Origin of the sequence: Brotaphodocola sp. (assembly GCF_050873365.1) — a bacterium.
In the GTDB taxonomy this organism is placed as follows: Bacteria; Bacillota; Clostridia; order Lachnospirales; family Lachnospiraceae; genus Brotaphodocola.
Window position 1 is genome coordinate 24,243 of record NZ_JBNMIQ010000004.1, and the last position, 20,380, is coordinate 44,622.

Annotated in this window: 17 protein-coding genes and 1 pseudogene; 2 read left to right on the forward strand and 16 right to left on the reverse strand. The window is 48.4% G+C overall.

Annotated elements, in window-relative coordinates:
* Positions 1–4: 4 nt before the first annotated feature.
* A complete protein-coding gene (locus ACR0QT_RS03120) occupies positions 5–1,708 on the reverse strand; it encodes a DAK2 domain-containing protein (protein WP_432629550.1) in 1,704 nt (567 codons plus the stop codon).
* Between the two features lie 31 nt (positions 1,709–1,739).
* On the reverse strand, positions 1,740–2,096 hold the full coding sequence (locus tag ACR0QT_RS03125; RefSeq protein WP_177977329.1) for an Asp23/Gls24 family envelope stress response protein: 357 nt from the start codon (positions 2,094–2,096) through the stop codon (positions 1,740–1,742).
* 433 nt (positions 2,097–2,529) lie between these two features.
* On the opposite strand from ACR0QT_RS03125, the gene rpmB reads away from it, so the two are divergent.
* Complete coding sequence (gene rpmB, locus ACR0QT_RS03130; RefSeq protein WP_118533668.1) at positions 2,530–2,715, forward strand: 50S ribosomal protein L28; 186 nt, start codon at positions 2,530–2,532, stop codon at positions 2,713–2,715.
* Positions 2,716–2,848: 133 nt separating this feature from the next.
* Here rpmB and ACR0QT_RS03135 read toward each other — a convergent pair whose 3' ends face one another.
* From ACR0QT_RS03135 to ACR0QT_RS03185, 11 genes and pseudogenes are all read right to left on the reverse strand, one after another.
* On the reverse strand, positions 2,849–2,986 hold the full coding sequence (locus tag ACR0QT_RS03135) for a hypothetical protein (RefSeq protein WP_432629445.1): 138 nt from the start codon (positions 2,984–2,986) through the stop codon (positions 2,849–2,851).
* A gap of 299 nt (positions 2,987–3,285) precedes the next feature.
* Positions 3,286–3,693 (reverse strand): GerW family sporulation protein, encoded by a 408-nt coding sequence (locus ACR0QT_RS03140; protein WP_432629446.1) that lies wholly within the window; start codon positions 3,691–3,693, stop codon positions 3,286–3,288.
* A 36-nt stretch (positions 3,694–3,729) separates the two neighbouring features.
* The gene (locus tag ACR0QT_RS03145; protein ID WP_432629447.1) at positions 3,730–4,911 is read right to left on the reverse strand and encodes a hypothetical protein; all 1,182 of its coding nucleotides are present in this window, start codon (positions 4,909–4,911) and stop codon (positions 3,730–3,732) included.
* A 3-nt stretch (positions 4,912–4,914) separates the two neighbouring features.
* Positions 4,915–5,394, reverse strand: coding sequence for a hypothetical protein (locus tag ACR0QT_RS03150; protein ID WP_432629448.1), 480 nt, complete (start codon positions 5,392–5,394; stop codon positions 4,915–4,917).
* Entirely contained in the window at positions 5,381–6,709 is a 1,329-nt protein-coding gene (locus ACR0QT_RS03155) for a hypothetical protein (RefSeq protein WP_432629449.1), read from the reverse strand. Before ACR0QT_RS03155 ends, ACR0QT_RS03150 begins: the two co-directional genes overlap by 14 nt.
* 127 nt (positions 6,710–6,836) lie before the next feature.
* Positions 6,837–8,084: a competence/damage-inducible protein A gene (locus ACR0QT_RS03160; protein ID WP_432629450.1), complete on the reverse strand. Its 1,248-nt coding sequence runs from the start codon at positions 8,082–8,084 to the stop codon at positions 6,837–6,839.
* A gap of 4 nt (positions 8,085–8,088) precedes the next feature.
* Positions 8,089–8,631: a CDP-diacylglycerol--glycerol-3-phosphate 3-phosphatidyltransferase gene (gene pgsA, locus ACR0QT_RS03165; protein WP_432629451.1), complete on the reverse strand. Its 543-nt coding sequence runs from the start codon at positions 8,629–8,631 to the stop codon at positions 8,089–8,091.
* Positions 8,615–9,955 carry a 30S ribosomal protein S12 methylthiotransferase RimO gene (rimO, locus tag ACR0QT_RS03170; protein ID WP_432629452.1) on the reverse strand — a complete coding sequence of 447 codons (1,341 nt, stop codon included), beginning with the start codon at positions 9,953–9,955 and terminating at the stop codon, positions 8,615–8,617. The genes pgsA and rimO overlap by 17 nt, the downstream gene beginning before the upstream one ends.
* 481 nt (positions 9,956–10,436) lie before the next feature.
* Positions 10,437–10,691: pseudogene (gene rpoZ / locus ACR0QT_RS03175) on the reverse strand (DNA-directed RNA polymerase subunit omega); the annotation flags it as partial.
* 70 nt (positions 10,692–10,761) lie between these two features.
* The gene (gene gmk / locus ACR0QT_RS03180) at positions 10,762–11,391 is read right to left on the reverse strand and encodes a guanylate kinase (protein ID WP_432629453.1); all 630 of its coding nucleotides are present in this window, start codon (positions 11,389–11,391) and stop codon (positions 10,762–10,764) included.
* A 16-nt stretch (positions 11,392–11,407) separates the two neighbouring features.
* Positions 11,408–12,286, reverse strand: a complete 879-nt coding sequence (locus ACR0QT_RS03185) for a YicC/YloC family endoribonuclease (protein ID WP_308451461.1) — start codon at positions 12,284–12,286, stop codon at positions 11,408–11,410.
* 369 nt (positions 12,287–12,655) lie between these two features.
* Between ACR0QT_RS03185 and ACR0QT_RS03190 the strand changes: the two genes are divergently transcribed.
* On the forward strand, positions 12,656–14,401 hold the full coding sequence (locus tag ACR0QT_RS03190) for an Rqc2 family fibronectin-binding protein (protein ID WP_432629454.1): 1,746 nt from the start codon (positions 12,656–12,658) through the stop codon (positions 14,399–14,401).
* A 148-nt stretch (positions 14,402–14,549) separates the two neighbouring features.
* On the opposite strand, the gene ACR0QT_RS03195 is transcribed toward ACR0QT_RS03190, so the two are convergent.
* The 3 genes from ACR0QT_RS03195 to ACR0QT_RS03205 form a co-directional block, all read right to left on the reverse strand.
* Entirely contained in the window at positions 14,550–14,933 is a 384-nt protein-coding gene (locus tag ACR0QT_RS03195; RefSeq protein ID WP_432629455.1) for a helix-turn-helix domain-containing protein, read from the reverse strand.
* Positions 14,934–15,125: 192 nt separating this feature from the next.
* Complete coding sequence (locus ACR0QT_RS03200) at positions 15,126–17,054, reverse strand: hybrid sensor histidine kinase/response regulator (protein WP_432629456.1); 1,929 nt, start codon at positions 17,052–17,054, stop codon at positions 15,126–15,128.
* Between the two features lie 62 nt (positions 17,055–17,116).
* The gene (locus ACR0QT_RS03205; RefSeq protein ID WP_432629457.1) at positions 17,117–20,356 is read right to left on the reverse strand and encodes a response regulator; all 3,240 of its coding nucleotides are present in this window, start codon (positions 20,354–20,356) and stop codon (positions 17,117–17,119) included.
* Positions 20,357–20,380: the final 24 nt, after the last annotated feature.

Consider the following 20,380-nt stretch of genomic DNA (forward strand, 5'->3'; position numbering starts at 1 on the left):
AAAATTACTCCACAGAAATCATGTAATAATAAATCGGCTGTCCGCCATTCTGAAGTTCGATCTCAAGATCCGGGAATGCCTCTTTTGCCTTATCTAAGAGTGCCTGAGCGTCCTCTTCCTTCACATCACTGCCGTAGTAGATCGTCACAAGCTCGGACTCCTCGTCTGCCATTGCCTTGAGGCTGTCGAGAGCGACATTCTCGATCGATGTGCCGACCGTGAGCATACCATGATCACCGATTCCCATGATATCGCCCTCATGGATCTCCATGCCATCGATGTTCGTGTTGCGGACTGCGTAAGTAATCTGACCCGTCTTCACGCGCGCCATCTCATCCTTCATCGTCTCAAGGTTCTCCTCCGGGGTCTGATCCGGAATGTAGTTGATCAGAGCCGTGATTCCCTGCGGAACGGTGCGGGACGGAACGACAACAATCTTCTTGTCCTCGACGAGATATTTTGCCTGCTCTGCTGCGAGAATGATGTTCTTGTTGTTCGGAAGGATGTAGATCACATCTGCATTGACCTTCTCGATTGCAGAGAGCATATCCTCGGTGCTCGGGTTCATCGTCTGACCACCCTCGATGATGTAGTCTGCTCCAATTCCGCGGAAGATCTCACTGAGTCCCTCGCCAACGGAAACTGCAATAAATCCTGCCGGCTTGCGCGGTTCCTCACTCGCCTTTGCCTGCGCTTCCTTATCCTCCTGCTCTTTCTGCTCCTTTGCGAGCTTCTCTGCATTCTGGATCAGACGCTCATGATGCTCCTCGCGCATGTTGTCGATCTTCATGCGGGACAGAGAACCGTAAGTCAGTGCCTTCTGGATTGCAAGACCCGGATCGTTCGTGTGAACATGAACCTTCACGACATCATCATCAGAAACGACAACGATCGAATCACCGAGAGATTCCAAATATGCCTTGAACTCATGCTCATCCTTCTCGGTGTACTCTTTCTCAAGGTTGATGATAAACTCGGTGCAGTAACCGAACTTGATATCCGCAGTCTCAATATCGGAAGAACCGGCAGCGCTCTTTCCTGCAGTCATCGCAGAAACGCCAGCACCGTTGGATGCCGGAATGCTCATGTCGACTTCCTTGCCGTTCAGGCCGTCAAGTGCACCTTTGAGCACCTGCATCAGACCCTGACCACCGGAATCCACAACGCCTGCCTGTTTCAGAACCGGAAGCATCTCCGGAGTCTGGCTCAGCACATAATCGCCCTGCTCAATGACTTTCTCTGCAAACTCAATGACATCATCGGTCTGAGGAACGAGCTCCACTGCCTTGTCTGCCATTCCCTTTGCAACGGTCAGGATCGTGCCCTCCTTCGGCTTCATAACTGCCTTGTAAGCCGTCTCAGTTGCACGAACAAAGGCATTCGCAAGAACTGTGACATTGATCTTGTCCACAGTCTTGATCTCCTTCGTAAATCCGCGCAAAAGCTGAGATAAAATAACACCGGAGTTACCGCGTGCACCGCGCAGGGAACCGGAGGAGATCGCCTTTGCAAGGTTCTCCATCGTCGGCTGTTCAATGCCTGCAACCTCACGCGCTGCTGACATGATCGTCATCGTCATGTTTGTTCCCGTATCTCCATCCGGAACCGGAAATACGTTCAACTCATTAATCCATTCTTTCTTTGCCTCTAATCCTTTTGCCGCAGAGAGAAATGCTCTCTGTAACAGATGTGCATCAATATCCTTCATACTCACCGGTATGCTTCCTCCTTCATTCTTATCAATCAATTACTCGTACACCTTCTACATAGATATTGATCTTGTCAACTTCCATTCCGGTGAATTCTTCTACTTTGTATTTCACATTGGCAATCAGGTTGTCTGCAACTGCACAGATGCTGACTCCGTAAGCCACAATCACATGGAAGTCCAGGGAAATATGGTTGTCCTCCACACTCACCGTAATTCCGTGTGTGATACTCTCTCTTTTAAGCAGTTTTACAAGTCCGTCTTTCATGCTCACTGCCGCCATTCCGACGATTCCGAAGCATTCCACTGCTGTCATACCTGCATAAAGGGCGATAACATCTGAACTGATCTGGATTTCGCCAAGTTTGTTGTTGATGTGTCCTTTCATAGCCATCCCTCCATTTTTATTTTTCCGCGCCCGAAAGATGTAACCAGCCTGATCAGGCAAAGCCCACCCCGGGTCGCAATTTTTCTTAACCGAGTAACTGTTCTATGTCTTCCTCATCTTCCTTGTCTGCCTCTTGACATTCACAGCTACCTACACAGATTTTAACGCGATACCAATAAAGCGCGTAACTTTGTAATTTTGTAACCTCGTAACTCTTAGAAAGTTACCATGATCTCACGCCAAAATCCAAATTCAAGACATCTTTTAACTAAATAAGTATACCACACACCCGATATTGTGTCCATTCCAAGTTTTCTTGTTACATTTTTTTTGATTTTTTTCAAATTTCACTTGCAAAAATGTCGAACTTCTGTTATCATACATTTGTTGTAGCCTCCACCCGGAGGCAAGTAGCGGTGAAGGAGGTGCAATCATGGCTAAATGTGCAATCTGTGAAAAGGCTGCTCACTTCGGAAATAATGTGAGCCATTCCCATAGAAGATCCAACGCGATCTGGAAAGCAAACGTTAAATCTGTCAAGGTTAAGGTAAACGGCGGCGCTAAGAAGATGTACGTTTGTACTTCTTGCTTACGTTCTGGCTTAGTAGAGCGTGCTTAATTTATGGCATTTAAAAAGCTGTTAGTCCACTTGGGCTGACAGCTTTTTTGCGTTTTATGAACCAATTTTCATGGGCTCATGGGCTAACTGAATTGTCTTTCTCAGTTTCTAACATCATAACACTTCCAACCAATCAACATGCAAACAGATAATACCCGAGCGTCAGACATCCGATGATAAAAATCAGGGTTGTCAGAGTTTCGGGGATAAAAAGTAACAGGGTCATTCCCATTCCAAAACAAAAAAGCATCAGACCACAGACTCGCTTCATGGATTCCTCCTCATATGATGGGATCGAATCAACGGATCAAACATTATCCTTGATCCTTTTTCTTCTGATACTATCACCATATGCAAGTGTCCATAAAACGATTCCGCAGTCTCATGCTTCCATCTTATCTCTGGTCTTATCTTTCGTTAGTCTTATCTTCAGTCGTATTTCTGGTCTTATTCTCTGTCCTGCCCTTACCTTGTTGATGTCCTTCTCTTTCGCATCTGTTTTTTCTTTTCTGTGACTTTTTCTCTTCGATGACCCTTTGATGATCTTTTGATGATCCTTTTATGATCTTTTTATTTCTCGGTCACTTCTTTTGCATTCTCAGCGATCGTCTCTGCGGTCTCGACAGCTTCCTTTGAGACTTCCTTCTGTCCGCCCGTAAACTTGTTCACGAAATCCGGCACCATGTCAAGAATCTTCGTCACAGCATCCTGCTGTTTGATGTTCACAAGTTTCGTCACTCCGTTCTGGATCACGAGAACTGCGCTCGGGCTCATCTTCGCACTCATACCGCCTCCGCCGTTCTGCTTTGCATTGTCGGCAAACGATCCGGCAGCCATTCCGCAGGTCACATCCACAAGCGGAAGAATGATCGCATCATCCACCTTCACCGCATCGCCCACAACCGTCTTCGTCGTCACAAACTGATCCATTCCCTTAAACAGTGCCTCCACTGTCTCTGCAAAATGATTATCTGCCATCGCTATTCCTCCTTAAGATCTGCCCTCTCTAAGAAACTATCTGCGAGAATTTCTCCATGTCTTCCACAGTCTCCGGGCATCTTTATCAATCAGAATCCTGAGTCCGATCCAAAGCAGAGTCCCGATTCGAATTCGTCCTCTGAACGTTCCCTCACCCTCAAGCACCAGCTCCTCCGCGTCAAAGACTGGTGTCAATGCAAAATTTCTTCCATAAAATCCATAAAACGGACTGACGACTGTCAGCACCTGTCCCGTCAGATAAGGATCTCCGAGACCAAACCTCAGCTTTCCGGAGAGTTTCCGCGGGAGAACGTGGCGGAGAAACCGAACAAGCTGACGCTTCAAGAGCCGAAAAACTCGCTTGTTCTCTTCCTTCCGAAGAAATTCCATCAGACGCTTTCTCTTCTCATTCAACTCCTGAAGATTCGAGCCGATTCCAAGCAGGCGTTTTTTGATTCCACCAAAACGTGCTCGAAGACCTCTCTGGAACGTTTTTATCTTTTCCGGAATCTCTTTCAGGGAAACCAAAACCTTTTTCCATTTTGACTCTTTGCTGTTCTGTTTTGATTCTTTTTTATTCTGCTTTGATTCTTTTTTGTTCTGCTCGGTTGTTGTTTTCTTCGCAGGCTCTTTCGATTCTTCGACTGCCTTCTCCCGTGCCTTTGCTTTTATCGGTTTCTTCGCTTTTGTCGGTTCTTTTTCTGTCTGGGTATTCTCGCCCTTTGATTTCCTTTCCTGTTTCGGCTGTTTTGATTTTTTTATGACGGTTTCTGACTTCTTGGCTACTCCCGACGTTTCCGCGATCTCCGACCGTTCCGGCTTTGGCGGATTCCCCGATTTCTTTTCTTTTTGTTCTTCTTTCGGCTGTGCTGTCACACGCTTGGTCGTGCTCTTCGATGAGACTTTTCTCGCCTCCTCTGAAACTCTGCTCTGCTCTTTCTCAACCGCAACAGCCTCAGCCTTCTCTTTCTTTCCAAGTGGAATTCCAAAAATCCGCAGAGAAATCTCCGTGGCTTCCCTGCGCCGAACCGTCAGAGAAATCGCGCGAAACAGCCAACTCACCGTGGCTTCTGCCTGAAATCTCTCATAGAGAGACAGCTCAGCCCGGTAACAGATCGGCACAAACAAGATCAGACACAACACGAGTAAAATCAATCCGAGAATTCCAAGAATCAGCAGTCCAAGAATTTTCAAGATTCCAAAAATGACAGCCAGCATCCGTTAATTTTCCTTTTCCGCCCCGTCCTCATCCAAACGGTTCTGTTCTGAATTATGCTCTGAAAAACCATCCTCAAAAGATTCTTTCGAATCAGCCTCTGAAAAATCCAAATCTTCCGAAAAATTTGAGAAATCCGAGAAATCTACGTCATCCGAAGAGTCCGAAGAATCCAAAGAATCTGAGACAAACGCTCTCCAGTCAAACCCTCCGGTCGTCCGGTACATATCATCCACAATCCGACGCACAACCTCAAGCGCCTCCCAGTAAGTCACGGCAACTCCGATCAGCAGATGCTCCTGATCCCGGTACGGCGGAAGCAGAAGCATCGCAGACGGATAGATATCAAGCACATTATTCCCATTCTGTGGCGGAGTAATCACATAGACCTCCGGCTGAATCTTTCCGTTCCGGATTCCCTGAAGAATCGCGAAGCGCCGTCTCGATGCCTTTTTTCCGATGTAGAGATGTTTATACCAGATCATAATCCTCTTCTTCCATCAACATTTCCAGAAGTTCCTTGCTCGTCTCCCTCTCCGCCCAGTCGGAACAGCCTTCCAGACTGTTCTTCACATACTCAAACAGCTCCTGAGTGGAATTAAAGCAGAATGGGATCACGCCCAGAACCCCCGCCATGATTGCACGGGAGACCGGTTTCGGAAGAGACTTTAAGAGCGGGTCAACCTCTGCGATGAAATCATCCACCGTTCGGTCAAGCATCACACGGTCAACCTCGCCCTCAGACTCCGCTTTTTCAAGAATCGCAAACGGGCTGTCTGAGATCAGGCTCACCACGCGAAATGCCAACGCAGCCTGCTCCTCGTTCTCCCAGGAGTCGTCCTTGAAATCCATGCGCATATATTTCTCAAAATACTCTTCCTGGACACCCTCAAGTGCCTCAAGCTCTTCAAAAACATTCTCTGCGATCTCTTCCTTCTTTTCCCAGGCGTCGCAGACGGCTCGCAAAATTGCACCGACATGCTGTTCTTCCACTGCGTCACGAACCGCAGACGGTTTGCACAGGCAGACTACGCAGAGATCATTTGCCATCTCCTGAAGATCCCGGAAGAGATCGGTCTCATCTGAGAGCTGTGATCCAACTTCTGCGATTTTTCCCTGAAATTTCAAATACGTTTCTTTCGGCATATCGGAGAAGTTCTGTTCTCTCAGCTGATCCAACAATTCCGCAAGTTCCGGCTTCTGGCTCTTCTGCTCTTCGATCATCTCCAACATACTCGCAGAGCGCACAAAGTACATGATGGAATCAAGACTTTCTTTGTCTGAACCGATATAGGCAGACAGGGACTCTCTGAGAATGCTGTAAAACTTCTGTCTCGTCATGCGAACCGGAAGCTCACGGATCACCAGCTGGATTCGCTGGTTCATCGTCGCCCCATCTTCCACATCCGTGATATAGTGAACCAGTCGTCTCAAAAACTCCTCGTCGGAATCTTCCACAGTCGGAATATCATCGAGATATTTGCGCTCCATGCGGTTGAAGACGTATTCATAGGTGCGGAAATTATCCACAAATCCGATAAGCGTCTCCATCTGTTTTCTGCAAGCCTCTCTCAGATCAAGTGCCTCCTGCGTAAGTTCCGCAGAGCTTTCCCCCTCACAGAAACGCTTTAAAAGTTTTACAAGCGTCTCCACCAGAGGTTCATATGTTTCCTTGTCCGTGCTAAATCCCACAAATTCCGGATCTGTCTCCTCATCACACAACATACAGGAATTTAACGCAAGTCTCGCCAGCGAATATCCATACGCGGACGAGCTGAGTTTTCTCCACTGATTTGCCATCTCCGAATCCCCCATTTTTCTTTTTATTGGTAATACAATTCCTTTTTATTTCGCAATGCAATCCATGAACCGTAACAGTAATTAATAGTAATGGTAATTAATAGCAATTAACGGTAATGAATGATAATTAACGATAATTATCAAGAATCGAACGGCGGAGCAGATCGAGCGCACGCATCACCGCCTGCTCTCTGACTTTCTCGCGGTTGCCCTTAAACTGGTACTTCTCGACATTGACTTTGTCTTTCATGTAAGTCGCGATATAGACAAGACCAACCGGCTTCTCCTCGCTTCCCCCATCCGGTCCGGCAATTCCGGTCACGGCGACGCAGGCATCGGAATCCGTTGCAAACACGCCTCCGGTCGCCATCTCGCGCGCAGTCTGCGGACTGACTGCCCCGTATTTCTTCAGTGTGCTCTTGCTCACATCGAGATACTTGCGCTTTGCCTTGTTCGAGTAAGTGATAAATCCCTGATTGAAGACCTCCGACGCGCCCGGCACATTGACAAGGCGACCTGCGACAAGTCCGCCTGTGCAGGACTCTGCGGTCGTCACCGTCAGCTCATACTTGTTGAGCAGGCGAACGACTGCCATCTCAAGCGTCTCGTCCTCCTTCGTCGAGTAGACGAGGTCGCCGAGACGGTTCTTGATCTCCTTGACTACCGGCTTCATCAGCTTCTTTGCCTCTTCCTCCGTCGATGCTTTTGCGGTCACGCGGATATGAACCTCTCCGGTCTTTGCATAGGTTGCAATCGTCGGGTTTGTCTGACCGTCAATCAGATCGATCAGCTTGCTCTCCACCTGACTCTCTCCGGTTCCGCAGACCTTGATCATCTGGGAGCGAAGAACTTCCGGCTGACGCTCCTTAAGCCACGGATATACCTGGTTCTTGAACAGCGGAACCAGCTCGTTCGGCGGTCCCGGAAGGAGAATTGCAGTCTTGCCATTCTTCTCCATGATCAGTCCCGGTGCCATTCCGTTATCATTGTCAAGCACGGTCGCCCCATCCGGAACAATCGCCTGTTTCCAGTTGTTTGACGGGATCTCCTTGTAGATTCCTCCACGGAAATATTCCTCGATCCGCTCTCTCGTGTGCTGGTCTTCCACAAGCTCAAAGCCCATGATCTCTGCACAGACTTCCTTCGTCAGATCATCCTCCGTCGGTCCAAGGCCTCCGGTCAGAATCACAACATCCGAGCGATCAAGCGCCGTCTTTATGGTCTCTGCCATGCGGTCATGGTTGTCTCCTACAACCGTCTGGTAATAGATCGAAATTCCAAGATTTGCACACTGCTGTGCGAGATACTGCGCATTCGTATTCACAATGTTTCCAAGAAGCAATTCGGTTCCTACTGCAATCAGTTCCGCTGTCATGTTTTTACATCCTTCCTTCTGTCAGAACCCGATGGTTCTTTGAAATGTAATCCACAAGAGATACCACTGTCAGAATCAGTGCAATCCAGGTGCATGCCAGAGTCAGAAGGTGAAGCACCGGAAGATTGACAATCATCAAAATCACTGCAATCATCTGAAACGTGGTCTTAAATTTTCCCCAGTAGCTTGCCGCAATCACAATTCCCTGCTCCGCTGCCACAAGGCGAAAACCGCTGATAATGAACTCTCGGCTGACGATCACAATGACCATCCATGCCGGCATCTGTCCAAGCTGAATCAGACAGATCAGCGCCGAGCAGACAAGAAGTTTGTCTGCCAACGGGTCCATAAACTTTCCAAAGTTTGTCACAAGGTTGTATTTTCTTGCAATCTTTCCATCGAGCATGTCCGTCAGACTTGCAACAATAAAAATTCCACATGCCAGATTTCTCAGAAACTGAACCTGACCATTAAACGCAAGCAGGCTCACCACAAAAAACGGAATCAGAATCACACGCATTACCGTAAGTTTATTCGGCAGATTCATTGTAGACCTCCCCGATCAAATCGTAATCTGAAGAACCAGTTACCTTTACTCTCACAAAATCACCGGACATCATTGCCTCACCGGTATTTACAAAAATATATCCGTCCACACCCGGAGCATCCATGTAGGTACGTCCCACATATGCCGGCTCGTCTGCGACCTTGCCCTCGATCATCACATCAAGCACACGACCGACCATCGACTCAGACTTCTCAAACGCGATCTCCTGCTGAAGCTCCATGATCTCATCACGGCGCTCCTCCTTGACCTCCTGGTCAATCTGATCCGGGAAGGTTGCCGCCGGAGTATCCTCCTCCGCGGAGTATGCAAACACACCGAGACGCTCAAATTCCATCTCATCGACGAAACGCATCACTTCCTCATGATCCTCCTCGGTCTCGCCCGGGAATCCTGCGATCATCGTCGTTCTGAGTGCGATATCCGGGATTGCGGTGCGGAGTTTGCTGATCATCTCGCGAAGCTGAGCCTGATTTGTCCGGCGTCCCATGCGTCTCAGTACGTTGTCGCTCGCATGCTGGATCGGAATGTCGAGATAGTGGCAAACCTTCTCCTCGGTGCGGATCGTCTCGATCAGCTCATCGGTGATCTCCTCCGGATAGCAGTACTGAATGCGAATCCAGTAAATGCCCGCGATCTGTGCGAGGCGGTGAAGCAGTTCCGGAAGCATCTTCTTTCCGTAGAGATCCACGCCGTAGAGGGTCGTCTCCTGAGCGACTAAAATCAGCTCGCGCACACCCTTCTCTGCAAGGCTCTCCGCCTCCTTTAAGAGTCTCTCCATCGGAACAGAGCGGTAATTTCCGCGCAGGCTTGGGATGATGCAGTAGGTGCAGTGCTTGTCACAGCCCTCTGCAATCTTCAGGAATGCATAGTGACCACCCGTCGTCAGCATACGCTCGGTCTGAACCTCCGGAAGTGCATTGAGATCGTGGAAACAGCTCACACCGTGCTCTCCGCCGAGAGCTTTCTTTAAGACAGCAGAGATCTCATCGTAGGTGGAAGTTCCGAGGATTCCGTCTACCTCCGGGATCTCATCGATGATCTCCTGCTTATAGCGCTGTGCCATGCATCCGGTTACAATCAGAGCCTTGCACTTGCCGGTCTTCTTTAACTCCGCCATTTCGAGGATCGTGTTGACACTCTCCTCCTTTGCGTCATTGATGAAACAGCAGGTGTTGATCACAATGATATCCGCCTCGTTCTCATCATCGGTAAAGCTGTATCCGTCCTTATTCAGAAGACCAAGCATCATCTCGGTATCTACCAGGTTCTTGTCACAGCCAAGGGAAACACATAAAATTTTCATCTATACCAAATACTCCTAATCTCTCTATCTCTTTGTATCACTGGAACTCTTTTTATTTTTTATATTTTTTTATAAAGTTCTTCGCTTATTTTTGTATAAAATTCTTTTTTGTTATAAATTTTTTATTTTTCTGTATCTATGGAAAAAGCCATCTCGGATAAATATCATGAGACGGCTCCCCCCTTTATTTCTAAATTCTCTCTGTCAGGATTCTTATTCTTAGAATTCTTAGAACCCTTTTCTTTTGCCAATCTGGCAGTGATTTGTCAACGATTCACTGAGTACTGCTCTGTCAGACTTCCCCTTACTCGCCGATGTGAGCCGGATTCTTCAGAGCCATCTCGCCGATCAGGCCAGCAGCCTCCTCGGTTGCCATCTCAAGAACGACATTGGATGCATCCTCAGCTGCACGAACTGCGCTCTCGTCAATGTAAGACAGGGTAGCGGTGTTCTTCTCAAGCTCGAGGTACTCCTCTCTGGTCTCCTCCTCATCCTCTTCGGACTCTACATCGCCAAGGATCTTTACGCGACCCTCGTACAGCTCCTGAACTGCGATGGAAAGCGGTTTCTTTCCCGGTGCTGCTGCAACGAGCGGATCATCTCCACCGATGATCTGTCTTGCGCGCTTGGAAGCTGCAAGAACGATGGAATAACGGCTCTGTACAACCGGCTGCTCGCCCGGCTCCACATCGCTGTTTACTGCATTGATCAAATCTGTATAAGACGGATGTAACATAGAAAAATCTCCTTTCCACAGGCGCTTTTTGCGTCCTGCGCTGACATATTAATATTAATTTTATTTGCTTTTACTTGCGATAAACCTGAAGCTCCTGATTCATCTGTGCACAGAACTCCCTGTTCTCCTCGCTTCTCGCATGCTGAGACTGAATCAGATGGTGAAGCTCCTCCACGCAGGTGTCCAAATCGTCATTGACCAGAATGTAATCATACTGATCCATGTAGACAGCCTCCTCACCCGCACGGGCAAGACGCTTCTCAATGACCTCAGCCGTCTCCGTTCCGCGACCGCGCAGACGAGACTCAAGCTCCTGTGCACTCGGAGGAGTAACAAAGATCAGCAGAGTATCCGGGAACTTCTCCTTCACTTTCAGAGCACCCTGAATCTCAATCTCGAGAAGAACATCCTTTCCAGCTTCCCGCTGTTCCATCACATACTTCTTCGGGGTTCCATAATAGTTTCCCACATACTGTGCATGCTCAATCAGGGCATCTTCCTCGATCATCTGCTCAAACTCTTCTTTTTTCAGGAAGAAATACTCCCGTCCATCCTGCTCTCCCTCACGCGGTCCGCGCGTGGTCGCAGAGATCGACAGCGCATAGCGGTCTGCATACTTTGCAAGCAGTGCCTTCATCAGCGTGCCCTTGCCAGCTCCGGAAAATCCGGAAACAACCGTCAACAATCCCTTCTGACTCATCTTTCTCGGCTCCTTCTTACTCAATATTCTGAATCTGCTCTCTCACCTTCTCGATCTCGGTCTTGAGCGCAATCGCGCAGTCAGACGTCTGAAGATCGGTCGACTTTGAGAGTGTCGTGTTTGCTTCCCGGTTCATCTCCTGTGCAATGAAATCGAGCTTTCTTCCGACGCTTCCACCGGTCTCGAGTTCCTTGCGGGTTGCAGAAATGTGACTGCGCAGACGAACCATCTCCTCATCCACACAGATCTTGTCCGCATAGAGCGTCACCTCCGTGGCGATCCGTCCCTCTTCCAAAACGGCTCCGGCGAGAAGTTCCTTCACCTTGTCCTCAAGGCGCTGGCGATACTCGCTTAAAATCACCGGGGAGCGCTCCACAATGAAGTCCACCTGCTCTTCCATATAGGAAAGTTTTCCGAGGAGATCTGCCTTTAACTTCTCTCCCTCCTGAACGCGGGACTCCACAAATTTCTTTGCAGCCTCCTCGACGACGGCGGAGAGCTGACGCCACATCGCATCCTCGTCCTCCGGCTCCTGCTCCATCACAAGAACCTCCGGCAGAGATGCGAGTTTTGAAACCGTCACATCGTTCGGAATCCCGAATTCCTCTTCCATCTTCTTGAAATGCTCCATATATTCCATTGCAAGAGAGCGATTGTAGCGAAGACAGAGATTTCCCTCGGTGTAGTCCTCATAAGAGATAAAGACATCCACCTTTCCTCTCTGAATATAATTCTTGAGAAGATTTCTTATTCCAGCCTCGAAGTAATTGAACTTCTTCGGCAACTTAATGCTCAGATCCAGATACCGGTGATTCACCGCCTTTATCTCCACAGAGATCTTGCACTCTGATGTGACAACCTCACACCTTCCGAATCCGGTCATGCTCTTAATCATCTGATCGTATTGCTCCTTTGTCTGCGATATGCATATTTGCTGTCTTAGCCATCTTGGCTATCTTAAATGAGTCTGCCTAACGTTCCTGTCTCCCCGATTTTTGGTTCCTGTTCCGAATTCAAGAATTCCAGAACTCCAAAATCCTAAGATCCCTAAAATTCCAAAAATTCCAAAATCTCAGGTCAAAATTTTCCAGTCAAAATTCCCGGACAATCAAACAGAGACCGGGACAGAAATATACAGACACTCATAGATAATAATCATTATAAGGCAAATGGAAAAGCAAGTCAACTTGAAATTCAAATGCGAATCCTGTATAATAAAATGGTTACATTCTAGTAACAAGCAAATCACACGAGGTATAAACATATGGCATTTGACGGAATTGTAATTGCAAATCTGGTTCATGATATCAAGACGAAGCTCGAGGGCGGAAAGATCAACAAGATCGCTCAGCCGGAGAAGGACGAGCTTCTCTTTACCGTAAAAAATAACAAGGAGACCTTGCGTCTGTCGATCTCGGCAAGTGCAAGCCTTCCTCTCGTCTACTTCACCGACAAGAATAAGCCAAGCCCACTGACGGCCCCGAATTTCTGCATGCTCCTGCGAAAGCACATCGGCACCGGAAGAATCGTGAAGGTCAGCCAGCCTGGTCTTGAGCGAATCATCGACTTTGAGATCGAGCACCTCGACGAACTCGGGGATTTGAGACGCAAACGCCTGATCGTCGAGCTGATGGGAAAACACAGCAACATCATTTTCTGCAAGGAGGATGGCACGATTCTCGACAGCATCAAGCACATCTCCGCTCAGGTCAGCTCCGTGCGCGAGGTTCTGCCGGGTCGCCCCTACTTCATCCCGCACACGACGGAGAAGTCCGATCCGTTGAGCATAACCGAAGCCGAATTTACTGAGCTGATCCACTCTGCCCCGCTCCCGATCCAGAAAGCACTCTACCAGAAACTCACGGGTATCAGCCCGATCATCGGCGAGGAGCTCTGTCACATTGCCTCGATCGACGCCGACCGCTCCGCAAACGAGCTGAGCGAAGCAGAGCTGACTCATCTCTATCACATGTTCTCGCTGATGATCGATGACGTCAGAGAGGGACGTTTCACGCCGAATGTCATCTACAAGGGCGGGGAGCCGGTTGAGTTTGCGTCAGTTCCACTGACCTGCTTTGACAGTGCGACCTACACCGCAAAGACATTTGAGAACATCAGCCAGCTTCTCGAGTCCTACTATGCAGAGAAGAGCATCCTGACGCGAATCCGCCAGAAGTCCGTTGATCTGCGCCGTGTCGTCCAGACCGCTCTCGAGCGAAACTACAAGAAGTACGATCTTCAGCTTCGCCAGCTCAAGGACACCGAAAAGCGCGACAAGTTCAAAATTTACGGCGAGCTCTTAAATACCTACGGCTACGAGCTCTCCGGCGGAGAGAAGGAGCTCAAATGCTTAAACTACTATGAGAACAAAGAGGTGAAGATCCCACTTGATCCTCAGCTTTCCGCTCAGGAAAATGCACAGAAATATTTCAGCAAATACAACAAGCTCAAGAGAACGTTTGAAGCTCTGACCGATCTGACCGCTGAGACAAAGCAGGAGATCGATCACCTCGAGTCAATCAGCGCCGCCCTCGACATCGCAGTCAAGGAGGAAGACCTCGTTCAGATCAAGGAGGAGCTCTCCGAGTTTGGCTTCATCAAGAAGCGTCCGTTCGGCGCAAAGAAGCCGAAGATCACGAGCCGTCCGTATCATTACCGCTCTTCTGATGGCTTTGACATCTATGTCGGCAAGAACAACTACCAGAACGAGGAAGTGACCTTCAAGATCGCAAACGGCAACGACTGGTGGTTCCACGCGAAAGGAATCCCGGGTTCTCACGTCGTTGTACGCACCGAGGGAAAAGAACTTCCGGATCGCGTCTTTGAGGAGGCCGGTGCCCTCGCTGCCTGGTACTCGAAGGGACGCACCAACGAGAAGGTCGAGATCGACTACATCCAGCGCAAGCACGTCAAGAAGGCGGCTGGCGGTGCACCGGGCTTTGTCATCTACCACACGAACTACTCACTGATGGCATCCCCGAAACTCGAACTTGAGGAAGTGACCTCCTAAGTCTGCTTCCAGAGAAAAAGAGAAGCGGAGAAGATTCCAGATCTGGTCTCTTCCCCGCTTTTTCAAGTTTTTCTTATTCTTATTTTTTCAGTTTTCTTTCCCTGTTCTTCTTTATTTTTCTCTTTTTCTTTTTATTGTTCCTTATTTTTTATTCCGGTTCCACATCATCAAAATCTTCCGCTCTCGGAAAATCTTTCAAGGAAACGCCCTGGTGCTTTCCTCTTCGACCCAGTCTCTCCCGCTCCGTCGGCTCTTCCTCCGGCGTGTGGATGAACTGCATTTTCTCCTCCCAGCCGTTTAACAGTTCCTCGCTTGAGATCTGGAAGACTTTCATGATTGCACACAGCTCAATATCCGTCACATATCTCTGTTTTGTCTCAATTCTTGTAATCACCTTTCGATCAATATCAAGTCCCATAAGCTGAAACTCCATCGCCAGCTTTCTCTGCGAAAACCCTCGCTCTTCTCGAAGCTGTCTAAGTCTATCTGCAATGAGGTTCTTCTCGCCGGACTCTCCTCTGGACTTCGGCACGTATCCTACCTCCTGTCTCATAATTTCAACCACGCTGAGTTTATTTTACCCAAAAACGTCTCTTATCTTGGTTGTAAAAATGAGACAGGATCATTTTGAATTTAGAAACCGAATCCCCGAAAGCGATTTACTTTTAATTTCTTTTTATCTCTTTTATTTTCTTTTAATTTCTTTTTCTTGTCCTTATCCTTCTTAGGATCGTTGCGGATTGTTGCGATCGATGAGCTTTGCCCCGAGCTGTTTTTCAAACACTTTCATCAGCACATTCATGTCGATCGGTTTTGCTACATGGTCGTTCATTCCAACTTCGAGTGCCTTCTTTCGATCCTCCTCAAAGGCATTCGCCGTCATCGCGACAATCGGAATCGTCGCCTTCTTCTCATCCTCCATTTTTCGGATCATCTGCGTCGCCTTGTATCCGTTCATGATCGGCATCTGGATGTCCATGAGAATCAGGTTGTAATAGTCATCCGGTGCCTTCTCAAGCATCTCCACACAGGCAACTCCATCGACCGCGCGCTCCACGCTCAGCCCCTGTTCCGCCAAAAGCTCCATCGCAATCTCCGCATTCAGGTCATTGTCCTCCGCCAAAAGAATCCGCTTATCCTTGACACTGACCTGATCGAGGCAGTAATCTGCCCGTTTTGCCTGTGCGTCCGCTTCATCCGCAATCCGGCACGGAATTCGAACCGTAAAACGGCTTCCAAGCCCCAACTTGCTCTCGACAAGAATCGTTCCGCCCATCAGATCCACGAGCTTCTTGACGATTCCCATTCCAAGACCGGTTCCCTCCACTCCACTGATCGTCGAAGTCCGCTCCCGCGAGAAGGCATCAAAGATATGCTTCTGAAACTCCTCGCTCATTCCGATTCCATCATCGACGACAGCAAATTCGGTCACGCACCAGCCCTCCCGCTCATCCGCAAACTGGCGCAGATAACAGTGAATCGTTCCGCCCTCGCCGGTGTACTTCACTGCATTGCTCAAAATATTCAGAAAAATTTCCGACACATGAGACTCATCGAGGTAGACATAAGGATAGATAATCTTCTTCTCCCCGATCAGGTTCTGCTGTTTTTTCTTGCAGGAGTTCTCAAACATCACAATACAGGAATCAAAGCTCTCACCAGCCTTCACGACGCTTTCCTCAATCATCGTCTCGTTGTTCTCAATCTGCGCAAGTTCGAGCACGTTGTTGATGATTGAGAGCAGGTTTTCCCCGGAAATATGAATGTTTTTCATGTACGTTTCGAGTTTTTCCGGCTCATGCAGATGATTTCTTGCGAGATCCGAATAGCCTAGAATCGCATTCATCGGTGTTCGCAGATCATGAAACATGTTAAACAGAAACGTCGATTTCGCCTTGTTCGCCATCTCTGCCATCTTTGCAGATTCCTCGAGCATCTTCTGCTGTCGCTTCTCTTTCTCCTTCTGTTCCTGCATCGAATAGTAGGTGAAAATAATCAGCGCACCGGCAAGCACCACCGCGACAGAGGCAATCTTCGTCGCCGAGTAATTGATCACCTCGATCGACTTGTACGTCGATTCCATATCAATCTCGATACAGAGCGCACCGACAATCTCATCCGTTTTTTCTTTATTATAAATCGGATAGCACGCCGTAAAGATATGTCCCCAGGTCGTATCCACAATCTCCTGTGAGTAGGTCGTCTTTCCTGCAAGTGCAGAATCAATGTAGGGAATCATCTCATCCTCAATCGCCGTGCCCGGATAGGCAAAATCCTCTGCATCGTAGTCAAGACCGTCAATCAGGTAGACAAGCGTCCCATCGTTCGCCCGCTTTGCGGTATAAAGATAACGAACTGATCGAAGAATGCGAAGATCATTGAGTCTGGCCTGAAGCGTCTTGTATCGCTCCGTATCCATATCCTCATAGTCGTTGATGTTGGTGAAATCTTCTTTTGTGAACAGATTTGACACCGCCGTATGAATCATATCGGACGACCACCGGTCATGCTCCACCGATTCCATCAGCGTGCTGTTGCTGTAATTTTTCTGCAACAGAAACGTGTACACCACAATAAATAAAAATGCCAGAAGAAGTAGAAGAAACAAATTTAATTTGTTGCTATTTTTTATCTTCTTATCTGTTGTTCCCATTCTATTTGTACTCTCCCCATCTTCCACAATTTTGTATCTCCCACATTTTTCCATGTCACGCCCTAGGCTATCCGGTTCTGATCCGTAACGCGGACAATTGTCGCGATCACTTTATTCATATCAAGCGGTTTTTCCAAAAACTCATTCATTCCCGCCCTCGTACACTCCGTTCGCGCCTCATCCGAGACACAGGCAGTCGTCGCAAGAATCGGAATCGTTGTGGCGTCCTTCTTTCCGGAACTGCGAATCTGCCTTGTCGCCTCATATCCATCCATCACCGGCATCATAATATCCATCAGAATCGCATCAAACGTTCCCGCAATCTCATTGAGGTAGGAGAGAACTGCCTGAGCGCCATCCGTCGCAACAAAGACACTTGCCCCCGCATCCTCAAGAAGGAAACGCGCAATCTCAATGTTCAGCTCATTGTCCTCAACAAGCAAAATCTTCATGCCCGACAGATCTTGAAGTGCCTGCGTGTTCTGCTGTGCCTGATCAGATTTTTCATCAAAATCAACTTCATTCTCTTCAAAACCAGCCTTATTCTCTTCCACTCCCGAACACTCCGGCACATTTTTCTGCTTTTCCTGACCTTCGTATGCTTCACGTGCTTCGTGCGCTTCCTCTTGTCCCTGTTCTTTCTGTCTTTCTCTCTGTCTTTCTTCCTGCTTTTCTCTCTGTCTTTCTTCCTGTCTTTCGTTCAGTCGTTCCTCTTGTCTTTCCTGCTTTTCTTCCGGTACTTTCGTAAACGGAATTACGATGTGAACCGTCGTTCCCACCTCTCTCACGCTCTTGACCTCGATGGTTCCGTTCATCTGGTCAATCAGTGTCTTTGCAATCGGCATTCCAAGCCCCGCTCCCCGGTAAACGGTTCTTGCATCCATCCGTTCCTGAGAAAACGGCTCAAAAATACGTTTCAAGAACTCCGGTTCCATGCCGATTCCCGTGTCAGAGACTGTACACTCATAAACCACCTTTTCTTCCGTCTGTCCGGTTTTTCCTGTGATATCGCCCGCATTTTTGATTCCGGTCTTTGACTTTGCCCACTTAGATCCCGCACTTCCGTCTGATTCCGACTCTGGCGATCCTGCGTTCTCTGATCTCAATGATTCCTTCCACACAATCCGCCCATGCGGTCGATTGTACTTCACGGCATTCTCCAATATGTGCTGAAGCACCTCATGGATGTGCACAGAATTTCCATAGATCTCACAATCTGCGAGCTCCGTGCTCTCACGCACCAGCTCAAGCCCCGCGTTTGAAGCCTGTTTTGCGATCGTCTTTTCGAGCCCATCCGTCACCTTCTTGAGATTGACATGCTCCTGCTCCGTCGTGGATGCCTCCCCCTCCAACTTGCTCATCTCAATCACATTGTTGACAAGACTTAAAAGCTGATAGATCGAGGCGATCGCCTTCTTTCGATTTGCCTCAATCATCGCCTCATCCTTGGTCTTCTGGTTGATCTCAATGATTCCGAGAATCGCATTGAGCGGAGTTCGGATATCGTGGGACATATTGTTTAAGAAAACCTGCTTTGCATAGCTTGCCTGCTGAGCACGGCGAAGCGCATCCTCAAGAACCTGATTCTGCTCCCGCTCTTTTTCCGCACGCTTATGCAGGTTTTTATACCGTTCTACGCCTAAAAGAATGATCAAAATCAGCATGACAGACACCGCTATATACACGACTTCCGTGTGTGCCCGGAAAAAATCGTCCGCGGTGTACGCCACCAGTTCCCCGATATACTGGTAGGCGTGATTGATCCCGTAGCCATCTCCGAGAATCGCGATCCCGTGATTCAGAATGCGAAGCAGATCTCCATTTCCAAAATTCACACCGAAACACCGATCATCCGGCTTCTCAAGCGGAAGAATGTTTAGAGACTCATCCGTTCCCACCAGTTTGACTGAGCGAAGCGCATTGATGATTGTGCTGTCCGCCATTCCGGTCTTCACCATTTTCATACAGTCTTCAATCGTATCGCAATAGATTATTTCTGCCTGCGGATAGCTTGCCACGGTATAAAAATACTGAAGCTGGTTGTCCCGGTTCACCGCCATCCGTCTCGTCGTTTGCTCGCTGTAATCCCCCTTATAGACAAGGTCCGTCGAGGAGCTGACCACAACGGTGCTCTGCTGATAACCGAGTTTTTCCGCATACTGGATCTCCCCGCCGACCGGAAAGACAAAGTCCACACTCCCATTTTTCAGCCCTTCAATCATCTCTTCATGCGTGTCAAAACGATGATAGACAATCTCAGGATGATAATCTCCCGGAAGAGCGTTAAACAGATCCGGAATCAGATCTGCCACGAGTCCTGTGACACTTCCATCTTTTTTCGTGTCGCTGTAAGGCATGTAGTTGTTCAGATAACCAACTGTAATCTGCGAATGACGTTTCATCCACTCCTGCTCCTGCTGAGAGAGGAAGACACTGATTGAGGTATCTGCGGTGTATTTTTTGCGCAGAGTATCTAAGTACAGGGAATCCTGACTGCTTATGATCGAAAGCGCGATATTTAACTCCTCTAAGAGTTCCGGATTCTTCTTGGACACGGCAAGGTAGTACGGCTCTCTCCCGAGCAATTCGACCGGAGTGATCCCCGTGTAATTCGAGACAATGTTGTCCGCACTCACAAACCCGTCAATCCGATGTTCATTAAAATCCGAGGCACAACTTGCAAGATCCTTGTAGGTGACAACCTCAATCCCTGCCCGGTGTTCCTCAATCCAGGCATTTACAATCTCCATCACCTTCTGATCTGCAACGACTCCAATCCGTTTTCCGGCATAGGAGGCGATGTCCCCGCTCTTCATCGACGAGTCTGCGACATCCTTGTAAATGTAAAATGTCTCCTTGAGCATCTCATAATCGGGATAATCAATCTGATTTTCCCTCTCCTTCGAGTATGCGACTCCGGCAAGCACATCGATCTGTCCATCCACAAGTTTCTCGTAAAGTTCCTCCCAGCTTCCCGGAACATACTCATACTTCCATCCGGTATAGGCAGAAATCTTCTGAAGATACTCATAACTGTATCCACGGCGAAGTGAGGTCTCCCCATCTCCCTCCTGGAAATCCCTCTTCTGATAATAACCGACTCGGACAGTCTGATAGGAATTCTCCTGCGAACTTTCCTGCAAATTTCCATTTGAATTCCCATTTGAATTCTCCTGCGCAAAAGTCGGCATCGCCATAGAAAACAGAATCATTCCAAGACCGAGACTCACACCAACAAAAAAATGAATGATCTTTCGATACCATTTCCGTACCGTTTCCTCCAGCGACCGTTTTCTCTCCACCTTTACTCCCCCGTAATATTTTTT